Origin of the sequence: Streptomyces sp. NPDC057302 (assembly GCF_042667685.1) — a bacterium.
Taxonomy (GTDB): Bacteria; Actinomycetota; Actinomycetes; order Streptomycetales; family Streptomycetaceae; genus Streptomyces.
Map to the genome: position 1 here is coordinate 1 of NZ_JBHUZJ010000132.1, position 14,386 is coordinate 14,386.

A 14,386-nucleotide genomic window follows, 5' to 3' on the forward strand; every position below is an offset into this window, starting at 1 on the left:
CACCCCCGTTGAGGGGTGCGGGCCGCTGCTTCTGCCTACTGTGTACGTCTTGGGCGCTGCGCCCCTAGACGGCCGAACCGGCCTTCCACTGGGCCCAGTCCATGACCCAGCCGTTGAAGCCGTTGTCCGGCTGGACCGTCTTGTCGCCGGTGTTCCGGACGTCCACGACGTCACCGACCATCGAGTTGTCGTAGAACCAGGCGCCCGGGGTGCTCTTGTCGCCCGCGCCCTTGGCGTCTTCCAGGCCGACGCAGCCGTGGCTGGTGTTGGCGCCGCCGAAGATGGACTTCGCGCCCCAGTAGTTGCCGTGGATGAACGTGCCCGACTGGGACAGGCGCATCGCGTGCGGCACGTCCTTGATGTCGTACTCGCCCTTGCCGTCGCCGTCGGTGAAGCCGACCGTCGCGCCGTCCATCCGGGTCTCCTTGAACTTCTCGGAGATCACCATCTTGCCTTCGTACGTCTTGTTCTCCGGGGAGCCCGCGGAGATCGGGATGGTCTTGACGACCTTGTCGTCCCGCATGATCTTCATCGTCTTCGTCTTGGCGTCGACGACGGAGACCTGGTTACGGCCGATCTTGAACTGGACCGTCTTCTCCTGGACACCGGTGACGCCGTCCGCGCCCTCGACGCCGTCGAGGGCCAGCTTCAGGGTGACCGTGGAGTTGCCCTGCCAGTAGTCCTCGGGGCGGAAGTCGATGCGGTTGTCGCCGAACCAGTGGCCGACGACCTCCTGGCCGCTGCTCGACGACACCTTGATGTGCGACTGCACGTCCTTCTTGTTCGTGATCGCCTTGTCGAAGTTGATCGACACCGGCATGCCCACGCCGACCGTGGAGCCGTCCTCGGGCGTGAAGTTCCCGATGAAGCTGTTGGTCGGGGAGACCGTCGTGAACTTCGAGTTCTCGTGTGCCTTGCGGCCCTCGGAGTCCTTCGCCGTCGCGGTGATCTTGTACGTCGTGGCGCGTTCGAGCTGGCCGCTGGGCTTCCAGCTCTTCTTGTCGGCCGCTATCTGCCCCTCGACCGCGGTGCCCGCCTCGGTCGTCATCGTGACGTCCGTCAGCGAACCCTTGCTCACCTTGACCTTGGCCGCGTTGTTGATGCCCGCGTTGTCGGAGCCGTCCTTGGGCGCGATCTTGATATCGGCCTCGGACGTCTTCTTGGCGGCCGCTTCGTCGACCTGGTTCTGCGACTCCTTGCCGCCGGCGCTGCTCTTGTCGCCGTCGTCGCTGCTACAGGCCGAGAGCACAAGGACGCCGCCGACCAGAGCGGAAACGGCCGCAAGACCCTTGCGGTGTCCGCGCTGCCGCCTACTGTCCGTCATCACACGCTTCTCCATCGTTGCCGAAATCCCCAACACGCCAAGAACGCCGAGAGTCCCCGTAATCCCGCATAACGTCCTGCCCGGTTCGTCCCGTTCCACTTCCGCGGAAGATGTGGGGAACACCACGTCATGCGGTGCGCCGGTGACAGCCGTGCACCACTGAGACGACGGAACCCCGGGCGGCGGTTGCCGTCCGGGGCTACGGGTTCCGTTTTTTCCGTCCGGTAGACGTAAGACCTCTCGCCTACCGCTTACAGCCCCCGGCCACCAGTGCCGTCCCCGGCCTCGTCGGCCTCGTCGTCATCATCCTCGTCCGGGTCCCAGTCGGGCGAATCGGGGTCGTAGTCGATCTGCTCGCTGCTCCAGGACGCCTGCGAGAGCTCCACCCCGGGCAACTCGCTGACCAGGTCGAACGGGTCCACCAGATAGGCGAGCGCCTCCGCGTCGTCCTCCTTGACCGCCGTCTCGGCATGCAGACGCTCCTCGGCGGGCATGTGCTCGTCCTCCGCGATCCGGCGCAGTGCGGAAGCCGCGAGATCGCCGGAGTCGTCGACCTCCACCACCAATTCGACGCGGAGCCGTACAAAACGTGATGTCTCAGATGTGCTCATGGGTCGGAGCGTACGACCCATGACCCCCGCGACTTTCCCACGACCCGCGCCTTTCATTACCATCGCCCCACACGGCCAATTCGCCAGCGCCACAAGGGGGATCCGATTCCGTGTCCGCACGTCGATCGCTGCTGACCGCCACTGCCGCAGGGGCCCTCCTCGGCGCCCTGTGGTTCGTTCCCTCCGCCAACGCGACGGCGACGTTCAGATCACCGGAGGCCCCCGGCTCTCCCCAGGTCGTCCACACCGAACAGCGCCGCGCGACGCCCCCGTCGGACGACGCGTCGGACGCCACCGCCGCCACCGCTGCCGCCGCCCGCGCCGACACCGCCCCGCTCGCCGACGACCGCCTCGCGGACACCGGCGCCGGAGTCGACACGACGCCGTACCTGATCGGCGGGACGGCGTTCCTGGGCCTCGGGGCGGGATTCGTGGCGTACTCCGTACGACGGGAGCGGCAGGGGCAACAGGGGCCCGCCTACTGAGGCTCCTCACCCACTGAAGCCCCTCGCCGCACCGCGCTCCCTTCCGGAGCGCCCAGCCTCGCCGCCCGCAGCGCGGGGAAGCCGGCGGCCACCACGAGCGTCGCCGCCACGCACACCAGGCCGCCCGCGGTCACCGCGGCCCGCGCGCTGCTCAGCTCGGCGAGGAAACCGACCGCCGCGTTGCCCAGGGCCGGGGAGACCGTCGCCTGGACCATCCAGAGGCTGCTCACCCTGCCCCGCAGTGCGTCGGGGGTGCCGTGCTGGAGCAGGGCCGAGCGGAGGGTCTCGGAGATCAGGTCGCCCAGGCCCGCGAGGGCGAGCAGGATCAGGGCGAGGGGCAGGTAGGACGTCAGGCCGAAGCCCGTCAGGGAGAGGCCCCACACCAGTACCGCCCCGACCAGCGCGTGGCCCCCCGCGCGCGCCGTCCAGCCACTGGTGGCGGCCCCGACGAGGGCGCCGAGCGCGGGCGCCGCGTAGAGCAGGCCGACCACTCCGGGGCCGCCGCCGAACTGCTCGTCGGCAAGGACCGGATACAGCGCCTGCGGCATCGTGAAGACCATCGCCGCCGCGTCGATGAGCAGCAGCCCGACGATGAGGCGGTGCCCCCGGACGAAGCGCACGCCGTCCGCCACGGCGGCGAAGGCCTGCCGGACACCCTTGCCCGTCGCGGCGTGCTCCGGCGGCAGCGGGCGCACGAAGAACAGGGCCACGGTGAAGACCAGGAAGCCCGCCGCGTCGACCGCGAAGCAGACGGCGATCCCGGGTCCCGCGATGAGGACGCCGCCGAGCGCGGGGCCGAGCAGCGCGGCGAGCTGTGTGGAGGCCGCCGTCAACGCGCCCGCCGCCGCGAGGCGTTCGGTGCCGACGAGGGCGGGGATCGCCGCCATCATCGCCGGACCGCCGAGGCCCGCGAAGAGCCCGGTGAGGCCGGTCGCCCCGTAGATCACCCACAGCTGGGGGTGCGGCAGGAGCGCGTTGGCCATGAGCCCGGCCGCGACGAGCGTCAGGGGGAGCCGGGTCACCAGCATCAGGGTGCGGCGGTCCCTGCGGTCCGCGAGGACTCCGCCGATCAGTACGCCGACGACGAGCGGGAGCGCCCTGGCCAGGCTGACCAGGCCGATCTGCAACGGCGATCCGGTGAGGTCGTAGATCTGCACCGCCACCGCGACGCTCGTCATCAGGGTGCCGAGGAGGGCGCCGAGGAATCCGGCGTACAGGAGGCGGAAATCGCGGTGCTCGCGCAGCGGCGTGAGGTCCATGGCGAGGCCGGACAGGCGGGGCATGAGCGGCTCCAATGGAGGTTAGGTCAGCCTTACTTGGATCACTGTGGTGGCGTCGCCCCTTAAAGTCAACGGGTGTGAAGTTCAAAGGCCGGCAGGGACGTCGGCAGGCGCAGGGGCGATACCTTCAAGGGCGATGCACAGCGAGATCCCGGAACCCGATTCCCCGCCCGGCGCCCCCAGGCCCCGGCGGCGCCCCACCCACCGCAAGGGCCGCGCCACCCTGACCCGCGAGGGCGTGGGACAGGCGGCGCTGGAGTTCCTCGGCGGCCACGGAGCCGCCGAACTGACCATGCGCTCCCTCGCGGACGAGCTGGGCGTCTCGCCCCGGGCCCTCTACAACTACGTGGAGGACAGACGGGACCTGATCACCGTCGCCGCCGAGGTCTTCGAGGCGCGGTGGCAGCCGCCGGGCCTCGACGCGGGACAGTGGCGCGCATCGCTGCGGGCCTACCTCCGGGATCTGCGGGCCCACTACCGGCGCCATCCGGGCATGACCACCCTCGCGCTCGGCGAGAACATCACCATGGCCCGCCATCCGGCCATGCTGCGGAACGTCGACGGGCTCATCGGCTTCTTCGTGGAGGTCGGGCTGCCCCTGCGGGACGCCTACCTCGCGTGCATGGAGGCCATCCGGCTCGTCGTCGGGTTCGTGGAGCTGCAGGACCGCGCGTACGACCGGCCGCCTCCCGGCCTCGACCCCGCCGACCTGGACCAGGTCCCGCCGCCGTGGCTGCTCTCCGGCTCCGGGGACGAGCTGCCGTACCTGCGCAGGGCGGGCCGGGAGCTGGCGGCCGAATCCCCGGACGCGCTCTTCGAGTTCGCGGTGGACGTCCTGCTGGAGGGGCTCGCGCGCCGGGCAGTCGGGTGACCCTGGCCGCGCGGCGACGGGGCCGGACGGGAGGCGAGGGCTAGGCATGCGGATATGAGATTCCAGCCCCGGCAGAAGACCGGAACCCCCCGCGCCCGCCGCCTGCGTGTCGTCGGCGCCCTGTGTGCCGTCGCGGCATCGGCGGCACTGGTGACAGGCTGCGGGTCGGACAGCGACAAGTCGTCGTCCGCCGACGCGACCTCGGAAGCGGCGAAGACCATTCCGAAGGAGGCGCCTTCGGAGACCCCCACGGGCGGCGCGTCCCTCACGCAGGACCAGCAGGAGCGCAAGGCGCTGCTCGCCGCCACCAAGGTCACCTACGACAAGGCCGCCAAGACGGCCGTGGACAAGGTCTCGGGCGGCAAGCTCACCGACCTCGACCTCGATGGCGTGGACGACGACAACGACAACGACGACGACGATGACGACGACGCGAGCCAGAGTCCCAGCGCGAGCCCGAGCCCGAGCGGCAGCTCAGGGACCCCGCAGTGGGTCGCGGAGGTCGCCGAGAAGGACGGCACCGTGCACGAGGTCCGCATCGACGCGGTCTCGGGCAAGGTGATCAGCTCCAACCCCGAGAAGGACCAGGACGCCGACGACAAGAAGGAGCTCGCCGACCGGCTCACCCGCGTCAAGCAGTCGCCGGAGCAGGCGGCCAAGACCGCGACGGACAAGAAGAAGGGCACGGTCACGTCCATCGGTCTGGACGACAACGACAGCAACGCGCTCGTCTGGTCCGTCGACGTCGTCACCAAGGACTGGAACAAGACCGACTTCGAGGTCGACGCGGCCAAGGGCAACATCACCCACGAGCACGTCGACCGCGACTGACGCGCCGTCACCACGCCGATGGGGGCGCCGTCACCGGGTGACGGCGCCCCCATCGACGTACGAGGCGTACGAGAGCCGGCGCTAGGCCAGCGGACCCGTCACGGGCTCGACCGCGTCGAGCAGTGCGCCGGAGCGCACGAACGCGTCCGCCGCCGCCAGGTCCGGGGCGAGGAAGCGGTCGGGGCCAGGACCCTCGACGCCCGCCTTGCGGATGGCCTCGATGACCGCCTGAGTGGCCGGGGCGGGCGTGAGGCCCTCGCGGAGTTCGATCGCGCGCGTGGCCGCGTACAGCTCGATCGCGACGATGCGGGTCAGGTTGTCGACCGCCGTGCGGAGCTTGCGGGCCGCCGACCAGCCCATCGACACGTGGTCCTCCTGCATCGCGGAGGACGGGATCGAGTCGGCCGACGCCGGGACCGCGAGCCGCTTCATCTCGCTGACGAGGGCCGCCTGCGTGTACTGGGCGATCATCAGGCCCGAGTCCACGCCCGCGTCGTCCGCGAGGAACGGGGGAAGCCCGTGCGAGCGGTTCTTGTCCAGGAGACGGTCCGTGCGGCGCTCCGTGATCGAGCCGAGGTCCGCCGCGGCGATCGCGAGGAAGTCCAGGACGTACGCGACGGGCGCACCGTGGAAGTTGCCGTTGGACTCGACGCGGCCGTCGGGCAGGACCACCGGGTTGTCGACGGCGGCGGCGAGCTCGCGCTCGGCGACGAGGCGCGCGTGCGCCATCGTGTCGCGCCCCGCGCCCGCCACCTGCGGCGCGCACCGCACCGAGTACGCGTCCTGCACGCGCGGCGCGTCGTCCTGGTGGTGTCCCGTCAGGCCCGAACCGGCGAGCACCGCGAGCATGTTGGCGGCGGAAGCGCCCTGGCCCGGGTGCGGGCGGATGGCGTGCAGTTCGGGGGCGAGCACCTTGGCGGTACCGAGGAGGGCTTCGAGGGTGAGGGCCGCGGTGATGTCGGCGGACTTGTAGAGGGCGTCGAGGTCGGCCAGGGCCATCACCAGCATGCCGAGCATGCCGTCGGTGCCGTTCAGGAGGGCGAGGCCCTCCTTCTCGCGCAGCTCGACCGGCGTGATGCCGTGCGCGGCGAGCAGCTCGCCCGCCGGCTTCAGCTCGCCGTCGGGGCCCTCCGCGTCGCCCTCGCCCATGAGCGTCAGGGCGCAGTGGCTGAGCGGCGCGAGGTCGCCGGAGCAGCCCAGCGAGCCGTACTCGTGCACGACGGGGGTGATCCCCGCGTTGAGCACGTCGGCCATGGTCTGCGCGACCTCGGGGCGTACGCCGGTACGGCCCGAGCAGACCGTCTTCAGGCGCAGGAACATCAGCGCGCGGACCACCTCGCGCTCCACGCGCGGGCCCATCCCGGCCGCGTGCGAGCGGACGATGTTGCGCTGGAGCTGGGCGCGGAGGTCCGGCCCGATGTGCCGGCTGGCGAGGGCGCCGAAGCCGGTCGATACGCCGTAGACGGGCTCGGGCTTGGCCGCGAGGGCGTCGACGATCTCGCGCGAGGCGGCGAGCGCGGCCACGGCTTCGGCCGAGAGATCGATGCGGGCGTTGCCACGCGCGACGGCGATGACGTCCGCTGCGGTTGTCCCGGACGTCCCCAGGACCACGGTGTGCATATCCATATTCAGCAGCGTACGGACTGAATCGCCAAGTGTCACGGTCGAATACGTACTGAGCCTCTTACCGGCGGCGACCCGCAAGGGGCGCGAGGTGCCGCACGACACGCCCCCACCGGCCCGCGGGGCACGTCACCGGGCCCTGTCCCCTCCCCCGGAGTCCCGCTCGCCGCCCCGAGGCGCGGGCTCGCGCCCCCGGAAGCGCCGCCGCTCCCCCGCGGGCCGCGACCCCTCCGAGTTCGCGAGCCGCACCACCGGGTCGTCCGCGCCCTCGCGCCCCGCGACCACCGGCTTCACCGCGCGCGCCGCCTTCGCGCGGTACTGGGCCGCGTCCGCGAGGCGGAACAGGCGGCGGGCCGAGTGGACCTCGCCGATCGGGTCCTCGGTGGAGGCGACCCCGCAGGCGACGCCGTCCCCCAGCTCCAACTCGGCCGCCCGTACGCAGAGTTCGTCGGCGACCCGCACCACCTCATCGGCGGTGGGCCCCACCGAGAGCAGGCAGAACTCGTCCCCGCCGAGCCGCGCGGCCAGTGTCCCCGGCAGCATCGCCCCGCACAGCGAGAGCACCGAGCCGAAGCGTTCGAGGAGGCGGTCGCCGACCGCGTGGCCCTGGGTGTCGTTGACCCACTTGAGCCCGTTCACGTCGCACACGACCAGGCTCACCACCGCGCCCTGCGCACGGTGGCGCTCCACCGCCTCCTCCAGACGCAGATCGACCGCGCGCCGGTTGGCGAGGCCCGTCAGCGCGTCGGTGAAGGCGAGCCTGCGGGCCTCCTCCAGCCTTTCGGTCTGCGCGATGCCCGCCGCGACGACCGAGGCGAGGACCGTGGCGAAGTCAGCGTCCTCGCGGCCGAAGACCGGAGCCCCCACCGGCCGCGCCACATACAGCTCGCCCCAGGCCCGCCCGTGCAGCACGATCGGCGCGACCACGCAGCAGCCGCGCCCGCGCCTGCGCAGGGCGGCGACGCGCTGGTGGCAGTAGCCCGGGGTCGCGGCCTGCGCGGGCCCGCCGGCCGTCTCGACCCAGGCGTGCGGTTCGCCGCCGCCCGCCCAGCGCTCGTGCAGGAACTCGGTGATCTCCGGGAACTCGTTCACCGGATACGCCTCGCGCTCGGGGAACTCTTCCTCCCCCTCGGCCCGTTCGCCCACGTTCACGAGCACCCTCAGCCGCCCGAGGTCGCGCTCCCAGACGGACAGGGCCGCGAAACTCCCCGCGAGCGCACGGCACGCACCGCGGGCGGCGGCCCGCCAGGACTCACGCGGCGTGTGCGCGGCGGCCATCCCCTGTGCCAGCACGACCACGGCCCGCAGCCGGACATCCTCTCCCATCTCCCTAGGCTAGGAGATTTACGACATTTTGGGCGATTGGAACATTACGCAGAGTGCAGACGGTCCAAAATCCCCGCCCGACGGCCCCACTCACCCTTCCACCCGCGCTCTCCACCGCGCCGTGGTCACTCCCCGGGCCACTGGGGCCCCCGCTTCTCGTTGAACGCCGCGACGCCCTCCGCCCGGTCACCGGAGAAGGCCACCGAGCGCCAGGCCGCGTCCTCGACCTCTAGCCCGGCGCGCAGGTCGAGCCCGTGGCCGAGCCGCAGGGCGCGCTTGGCGGCGCGCAGCCCCACGGGCGAGTTGGCGGCGATCCGCGCGGCGAGCGCGAGCGCCTCCGTACGGTCCTCACCCTCGCCCACCAGCTGGTCGACGAGCCCCAACTCCCGCGCCTCGGCAGCCTCCACGCGCCGCGCGGTGAAGATCAGCTCGGCGGCCCTGGCGGCGCCCACCCGGCGCGGGAGCAGCTGCGTACCGCCGCCGCCCGGGATCACGCCGACCGACACCTCGGGAAGACCGACCACGGCGGTCGGGTCGGCGACGATGAGATCGCAGGCGAGTGCGAGCTCGAACCCGCCGCCGAGCGCGAAGCCGTGCAGGGCCGCGACGGTCGGCATGGGCAGTTCGAGTACGCCGGTGTAGGCGGCACGCGCGGTGGGCCGCTGGCGCACCAACTCGGCGTCGGAGAAGGAGTTGCGCTCCTTCAGGTCGGCGCCGACGCAGAAGGCCCGCTCATGGGTGGACGTGACGACCACGACGCGGGCGTCACCGTCCTGCGCGAGGGCGTCGCAGGCGGCGCCGATGGAGCGGGCCATGTCCGTGGACACCGCGTTCATGGCCTTGGGCCGGTCGAGGACGAGCTCGGCGACATGGTCGTGCCGCCTGACACCGACGAATTCCCCGAAGCGCTGCTCGCCGCCCATTGCTTTCCTCCACGTCACGTTAACGGTCGTTACCGCATTGCAGGAGGATCATGTCACCGCTACGGAGCGCCCGGTGGGCCCGCGGGAAAATTGCGGTCCGGAGAGGACCTCAGCTCCGCCGGGCAAGCAGCCAGGGCTCCACGACGCCAAGCCCGCGCACGGGCCGCTGCCACATCGGCTGCAGCGCGAAGCGGTAGGAGGGCGGCTCGGTGCCCTCCTTCTCCGCTACCTCGGCCGCCTCCGCCGCCTCGGTCTCGGAGGCAGGCGCGTCCCCCGTCCGCGTCAGCTCCTCGGCGAGCGCGCCGTCCACCAGGACCGCGTCCCGAGGCGCTATCGACGTGAGGCGGCTCGCGAGGTTCACCGTCGTACCGAAGACGTCGCCCATCCGCGTCGTGACCGTGCCGAAGGCGATGCCGACGCGCAGCTCGGGCATCGTCTCGTCGTTGGCCATGGTCTCGATCAGCCGCAGGGCGATCTCCGCGGCCACGCCCGCGTTGTCGGCGGCGTACAGAACCTCGTCGCCCAGCGTCTTGATGAGCCGTCCGCCGTGCGCGGCGACGAGGTCGGCGGCGGTGGTCTCAAAGGCCTCGACGAGCTCGCCGAGCTCCTCTTCCTCCATCCGCCGGGTGAGCCGGGTGAAGCCGACGAGATCGGCGAACCCGACGGCGAGCCGCCGGTCGACCATTTCCTCGTCGTCCGCGGCCTGCACGACGCGCCCCGTGGCGGCGGCGAGCTGGCGCCGCCACACATAAACGAGGAACTCCTCAAGCTCGGGCAGCAGCAGCTCTATCAGCGGATACGTGACTTCGGTCCGCGTCATGCCCGGCTCGGGCGGCTCCGTCAGACCTTCCAGGAAGGAGTCGATCTGCCATTCGGCGAGCCGGGCGGTGGTCTGCCCGGTCGACCGGGCCACCTGCACCGCCATCGCCTCGCTGAGCAGGCCCGCCTCGACGAGACCGGCGAGGCGGCGCAGCGCGAGCACGTCCGCCTCGGTCAGGGCCTTGGCCTGGCCGACGTCGGGGAAGCCCATGGCCCGCCAGAAACGGGAGGCGAGCTCCATGGATACGCCGGCGCTGCGGGCCGCCTGGAACGGGGTGTAGCGGCGGTCGGCGCCGAGGATCAGCCCTTCCAGGCGCAGGGCGAGGGGATCCTTCTCCGGGTCGCCCGGCTTCTCGTCCCCGGAGTCCATTGAGTCGAACGTATGGGTGACGGACCCAGCGGTACGTCCGGGCTCGCCGTCGGGGGATGCACCCGTGCCGGAGCCCGTGTCGTCGACGGTCACGCCTGCTGCCCTTCCGATCTGCCGCGGTCAGGTATCGACCGGCGCCAACTTTACGGCAGGTGTGCCGCAGCTCACGCCTTTCCTGGCGGGGCGCCTTGGACTGTGCGTTTCCCGCAGCCGCCCCGACGAACACACCTTCCCCACGCACCCGCCCGTTTGCCCCGCATCCTCACCTGAACGAACAAGCCTTCCCACCCACCCACCCGACCACCCCGCAGCGCCACCGAGGGCCGGGCGGGGGCTACAGGCAGGGGTGGGCGGGGGCTACAGGCAGGGGTGGGCGGGGCGCTACTGGCAGGGGCGGGGCGCACAGGCAAAGGCAGGCGGGCAGGAGTCGGCGGGGGGGGGGCAACGCACGACAGGCCCCCGCCCCCACGCACCCGCAGCCGGTCGGGGGCAACGCACGACAGGCCCCCGCCCCCACGCACCCGCGGTCGGCATCGAGACGTGAGGGGACGTGCCGGTATGTCTGCCCGGAGCACGGTTCCTGTCACTCCCCAGCCGAAGAACCCCTGCGGCCACCGGACGATGGCGAGGACGGACATACCGGCGCGGCCCCGCCCCACAGACGAACCCGCACCGCACCCCGCCCCACGCACCCGCACCCAACCCGCACCCGGACCCGCACACGCACACAAACACCCCCCAGCCCCTACACCCCCCGCAAATGCACAACATCCCCCGCCCCCACAGGCGACTGCACCCCATCCCCCGTAGCCAGCACCAGCCGCCCATCCCCGTCCACGGCCACCGCCTCCCCCGTGATCGACCGATCCCCCGGCAGCTCCGCCCGCACCTTGCGCCCCAACGTCGCGCACCCCGCCGCATACGTCTCCTGGAGGCGAGACGCCACCGGATCCCCCTCAGCCCCCCGCCAGTCCCCGTACCACTGCTCCAGAGACCGCAGCACGGCCCGCAACACCGTGTCCCGATCGGTACTCACCGCCCCGGCGAGCGCCAGCGACCCCGCCCCGGGCACCGGCAGCTCCTCCGCCCGCAGGGTCACATTGATCCCGATACCGACCACGACACCGCCGCCGCCCGCAGAACCCGCCCGCTCCGCAAGGATCCCCCCGGCCTTGCGCTCCTCTCCCCCCACCGTCACCAGCAAGTCGTTCGGCCACTTCAGGGCCGTGTCCACCCCGGCCGCCCGCGAGATCCCCGTGGCGACGGCAACCCCGGTGAGCAGCGGCAGCCACCCCCACCGCTCGACCGGCACCGCGGACCCCGGCTTCAGGAGGACGGAGAAGAAGAGGCCCGAGCGAGCGGGAGCCGACCACCGGCGGTCGAGGCGCCCGCGCCCCGAGCTCTGTTCCTCGGCGACGAGGACCGCGCCTTCGGGGAGTTCGTCCGCTCGCGCGGCCAGATCCGTGTTGGTCGACCCCGTCGCGGGCACGACGTCCAGGGAGGTCCACAGGCCACCGTCCCGCACCAGCGCCCGCCGCAGCGACGCGGCGTTCAGCGGCGGCCGGTCGAGGTCGGACCACCGACCGCCGCCAGGAGTGCCCGAGGGCGAACCGGAAGGAGTGCCAAAAGGAGTGCCGGAAGGAGTGTCCGAAGGGTCGTCTGAAGCATCTCGCGGCGTCATGCAAGCCACCTTAGGTGTGGTAAACGCCGCACTGCCGAACCGTATGCACGCCGCTACCCTACGAGTCAGTAGCAAGCGATCATCAGCAGCTTCGGGCCGCGGCGTCGAGCCGCAGGCGCGAAGCCGCATCCGCAAGCCGCCCGTCGCCCCTTTGAGCAGGCAGGGAGCCGCATCCCCATGTCCGAGCCGGAAGAGCCCAACGTGCCCGTGCCGAGCGCCGCAAGCGAAACCACCGCCGCCCCCGACACGGGCGACGCGGGTATCGACATCCATACGACTGCGGGAAAGCTCGCTGATCTGCAGCGCCGCATCGAGGAGGCCAAGCACGCCGGTTCGGCTCGCGCGGTCGAGAAGCAGCACGCCAAGGGCAAGTTGACGGCGCGCGAACGCATCGATCTGCTCCTGGACGAGCACTCCTTCATCGAGTTCGACGAGTTCGCCCAGCACCGCTCGACCGACTTCGGTCTGGAGTCCAACCGTCCGTACGGCGACGGGGTCGTGACCGGTTACGGCACCGTCGACGGCCGCCCCGTGGCCGTCTTCTCGCAGGATTTCACCGTCTTCGGCGGTGCACTCGGCGAGGTCTACGGCCAGAAGATCGTCAAGGTCATGGACTTCGCCCTGAAGACCGGCTGCCCGGTCGTCGGCATCAACGACTCCGGCGGCGCCCGCATCCAGGAGGGCGTCATGGCCCTCGGGATGTACGGGGAGATCTTCCGCAGGAACACCCACGCCTCGGGCGTGATCCCGCAGATCAGCCTCGTCGTCGGCCCCTGCGCGGGCGGCGCGGTCTACTCCCCCGCCATCACCGACTTCACGGTCATGGTCGACCAGACCTCGCACATGTTCATCACCGGACCCGACGTCATCAAGACCGTCACCGGCGAGGACGTCGGCTTCGAGGAGCTCGGCGGTGCCCGCACCCACAACAGCACCTCCGGCGTCGCGCACCACATGGCGGGCGACGAGAAGGACGCGATCGAGTACGTCAAGTCCCTTCTCTCCTACCTGCCTTCGAACAACCTCAGCGAGCCGCCCGCCTTCCCCGAGGACGCGGACCTGGAGCTGACGGACGAGGACCGCGCGCTCGACACCCTGATCCCGGACAGCGCGAACCAGCCGTACGACATGCACACGGTGATCGAACACGTCGTGGACGACGCCGAGTTCTTCGAGACGCAGCCGCTGTTCGCGCCGAACATCCTCACCGGCTTCGCCCGGATCGAGGGCCGCCCGGTGGGCATCGTCGCCAACCAGCCGACGCAGTTCGCGGGGTGTCTGAACATCGACGCCTCCGAGAAGGGCGCCCGCTTCGTCCGCACCTGCGACGCGTTCAACGTCCCGGTCATCACCTTCGTCGACGTGCCGGGCTTCCTGCCGGGCGTCGAGCAGGAGCACACGGGCATCATCCGCCGCGGCGCGAAGCTGATCTACGCCTACGCGGAGGCGACGGTCCCGCTGATCACCGTCATCACCCGCAAGGCGTTCGGCGGCGCGTACGACGTCATGGGCTCCAAGCACCTGGGCGCCGACCTCAACCTGGCCTGGCCGACCGCGCAGATCGCGGTGATGGGCGCGCAGGGCGCGGTGAACATCCTGCACCGCAAGACCATCGCGGCGGCCGAGGCCGACGGCACCGTGGAGGCCACCCGGGCCCGCCTGATCCAGGAGTACGAGGACCGTCTCCTCAACCCGTACACGGCAGCCGAGCGCGGCTACATCGACGCCGTGATCATGCCGTCGGAGACCCGCGCCCACCTGGTGCGCGGCCTGCGCCAGCTGCGGACGAAGCGGGAGTCCCTGCCCCCGAAGAAGCACGGCAACATCCCCCTCTAGACCGTTCTAGACCGTTCTAGACCGTGCCGTGAGACCGCGCCCGAGCGAGAAGAGCGAGGAGACCGTTCATGATCAAGGTCGTACGGGGCAATCCCACCCCGGAGGAGCTGGCCGCCGCACTCGCGGTGGTCCAGGCGCGCGCCGCGGCGGTCGCGAACCAGCCGTCCGGCGCGCCCGCGGTGCTCGACGCCTGGGCGGACCCCGCGCGCGTGGCCCGCGACCGGCTGCCCGCACCGGGGCCGACGGCGTGGGGCCGCACCTACTGGCCCGGCTAGCCGGGACGGCTCGGCCGGGCTCAGCCAAGAATGAGTGGGACGGGCCGGGGCGCCTGAGTACGCGTACTCCGGCGCCCCCGCGTGGCCGCGCGCCGTTTAGGTGTGATGGGGTGGGGGGGTACCGGTGTATT

At 71.5% G+C, this 14,386-nt stretch carries 13 protein-coding genes; 5 read left to right on the forward strand and 8 right to left on the reverse strand.

Annotated elements, in window-relative coordinates; all coding sequences use genetic code 11:
• Positions 1-64 precede the first annotated feature (64 nt).
• Together ACFUPX_RS42515 and ACFUPX_RS42520 are read right to left on the reverse strand one after the other, a co-directional pair.
• A complete protein-coding gene (locus ACFUPX_RS42515; protein WP_383334832.1) occupies positions 65-1,324 on the reverse strand; it encodes an Ig-like domain-containing protein in 1,260 nt (419 codons plus the stop codon).
• A gap of 251 nt (positions 1,325-1,575) precedes the next feature.
• On the reverse strand, positions 1,576-1,935 hold the full coding sequence (locus ACFUPX_RS42520) for a hypothetical protein (protein WP_383334834.1): 360 nt from the start codon (positions 1,933-1,935) through the stop codon (positions 1,576-1,578).
• 110 nt (positions 1,936-2,045) lie between these two features.
• Here ACFUPX_RS42520 and ACFUPX_RS42525 point away from each other — a divergent pair, with 110 nt between their 5' ends.
• The gene (locus tag ACFUPX_RS42525; protein WP_383334836.1) at positions 2,046-2,420 is read left to right on the forward strand and encodes a hypothetical protein; all 375 of its coding nucleotides are present in this window, start codon (positions 2,046-2,048) and stop codon (positions 2,418-2,420) included.
• Here ACFUPX_RS42525 and ACFUPX_RS42530 read toward each other — a convergent pair.
• Positions 2,414-3,703: an MFS transporter gene (locus tag ACFUPX_RS42530; protein WP_383334838.1), complete on the reverse strand. Its 1,290-nt coding sequence runs from the start codon at positions 3,701-3,703 to the stop codon at positions 2,414-2,416. The two genes, ACFUPX_RS42525 and ACFUPX_RS42530, sit on opposite strands and share 7 nt — an antisense overlap.
• 133 nt (positions 3,704-3,836) lie before the next feature.
• On the opposite strand from ACFUPX_RS42530, the gene ACFUPX_RS42535 reads away from it, so the two are divergent.
• Both ACFUPX_RS42535 and ACFUPX_RS42540 read left to right on the forward strand, forming a co-directional pair.
• Positions 3,837-4,571, forward strand: a complete 735-nt coding sequence (locus ACFUPX_RS42535) for a TetR/AcrR family transcriptional regulator (RefSeq protein ID WP_383334840.1) — start codon at positions 3,837-3,839, stop codon at positions 4,569-4,571.
• Positions 4,572-4,625: 54 nt separating this feature from the next.
• Positions 4,626-5,402, forward strand: coding sequence for a PepSY domain-containing protein (locus tag ACFUPX_RS42540; protein WP_383334842.1), 777 nt, complete (start codon positions 4,626-4,628; stop codon positions 5,400-5,402).
• An 81-nt stretch (positions 5,403-5,483) separates the two neighbouring features.
• On the opposite strand, the gene hutH is transcribed toward ACFUPX_RS42540, so the two are convergent.
• The 5 genes from hutH to ACFUPX_RS42565 all read right to left on the reverse strand — a co-directional run bounded on the left by hutH (position 5,484) and on the right by ACFUPX_RS42565 (position 12,144).
• A complete protein-coding gene (hutH, locus tag ACFUPX_RS42545; RefSeq protein ID WP_383334855.1) occupies positions 5,484-7,022 on the reverse strand; it encodes a histidine ammonia-lyase in 1,539 nt (512 codons plus the stop codon).
• 132 nt (positions 7,023-7,154) lie between these two features.
• Complete coding sequence (locus ACFUPX_RS42550; RefSeq protein WP_383334844.1) at positions 7,155-8,351, reverse strand: diguanylate cyclase domain-containing protein; 1,197 nt, start codon at positions 8,349-8,351, stop codon at positions 7,155-7,157.
• A 125-nt stretch (positions 8,352-8,476) separates the two neighbouring features.
• A complete protein-coding gene (locus tag ACFUPX_RS42555) occupies positions 8,477-9,274 on the reverse strand; it encodes an enoyl-CoA hydratase/isomerase family protein (protein WP_383334846.1) in 798 nt (265 codons plus the stop codon).
• Positions 9,275-9,383: 109 nt separating this feature from the next.
• The gene (locus ACFUPX_RS42560) at positions 9,384-10,556 is read right to left on the reverse strand and encodes an adenylate/guanylate cyclase domain-containing protein (RefSeq protein WP_383334848.1); all 1,173 of its coding nucleotides are present in this window, start codon (positions 10,554-10,556) and stop codon (positions 9,384-9,386) included.
• Positions 10,557-11,208: 652 nt separating this feature from the next.
• Positions 11,209-12,144, reverse strand: coding sequence for a biotin--[acetyl-CoA-carboxylase] ligase (locus ACFUPX_RS42565; RefSeq protein ID WP_383334850.1), 936 nt, complete (start codon positions 12,142-12,144; stop codon positions 11,209-11,211).
• A gap of 177 nt (positions 12,145-12,321) precedes the next feature.
• On the opposite strand from ACFUPX_RS42565, the gene ACFUPX_RS42570 reads away from it, so the two are divergent.
• Both ACFUPX_RS42570 and ACFUPX_RS42575 read left to right on the forward strand, forming a co-directional pair.
• Complete coding sequence (locus ACFUPX_RS42570; protein ID WP_383334852.1) at positions 12,322-13,980, forward strand: acyl-CoA carboxylase subunit beta; 1,659 nt, start codon at positions 12,322-12,324, stop codon at positions 13,978-13,980.
• A gap of 68 nt (positions 13,981-14,048) precedes the next feature.
• Positions 14,049-14,255, forward strand: a complete 207-nt coding sequence (locus ACFUPX_RS42575) for an acyl-CoA carboxylase subunit epsilon (protein WP_351170687.1) — start codon at positions 14,049-14,051, stop codon at positions 14,253-14,255.
• Positions 14,256-14,386 lie beyond the last annotated feature (131 nt).

Coding starts and splice junctions, on each gene's coding strand:
- ACFUPX_RS42515 (WP_383334832.1), bottom strand. CDS start 1,324: ATGACGGACAGTAGGCGGCAGCGCGGACACCGCAAGGGTCTTGCGGCC.
- ACFUPX_RS42520 (WP_383334834.1), bottom strand. CDS start 1,935: ATGAGCACATCTGAGACATCACGTTTTGTACGGCTCCGCGTCGAATTG.
- ACFUPX_RS42530 (WP_383334838.1), bottom strand. CDS start 3,703: ATGCCCCGCCTGTCCGGCCTCGCCATGGACCTCACGCCGCTGCGCGAG.
- ACFUPX_RS42535 (WP_383334840.1), top strand. CDS start 3,837: ATGCACAGCGAGATCCCGGAACCCGATTCCCCGCCCGGCGCCCCCAGG.
- ACFUPX_RS42540 (WP_383334842.1), top strand. CDS start 4,626: ATGAGATTCCAGCCCCGGCAGAAGACCGGAACCCCCCGCGCCCGCCGC.
- hutH (WP_383334855.1), bottom strand. CDS start 7,022: ATGCACACCGTGGTCCTGGGGACGTCCGGGACAACCGCAGCGGACGTC.
- ACFUPX_RS42550 (WP_383334844.1), bottom strand. CDS start 8,351: ATGGGAGAGGATGTCCGGCTGCGGGCCGTGGTCGTGCTGGCACAGGGG.
- ACFUPX_RS42555 (WP_383334846.1), bottom strand. CDS start 9,274: ATGGGCGGCGAGCAGCGCTTCGGGGAATTCGTCGGTGTCAGGCGGCAC.
- ACFUPX_RS42565 (WP_383334850.1), bottom strand. CDS start 12,144: ATGACGCCGCGAGATGCTTCAGACGACCCTTCGGACACTCCTTCCGGC.
- ACFUPX_RS42570 (WP_383334852.1), top strand. CDS start 12,322: ATGTCCGAGCCGGAAGAGCCCAACGTGCCCGTGCCGAGCGCCGCAAGC.
- ACFUPX_RS42575 (WP_351170687.1), top strand. CDS start 14,049: ATGATCAAGGTCGTACGGGGCAATCCCACCCCGGAGGAGCTGGCCGCC.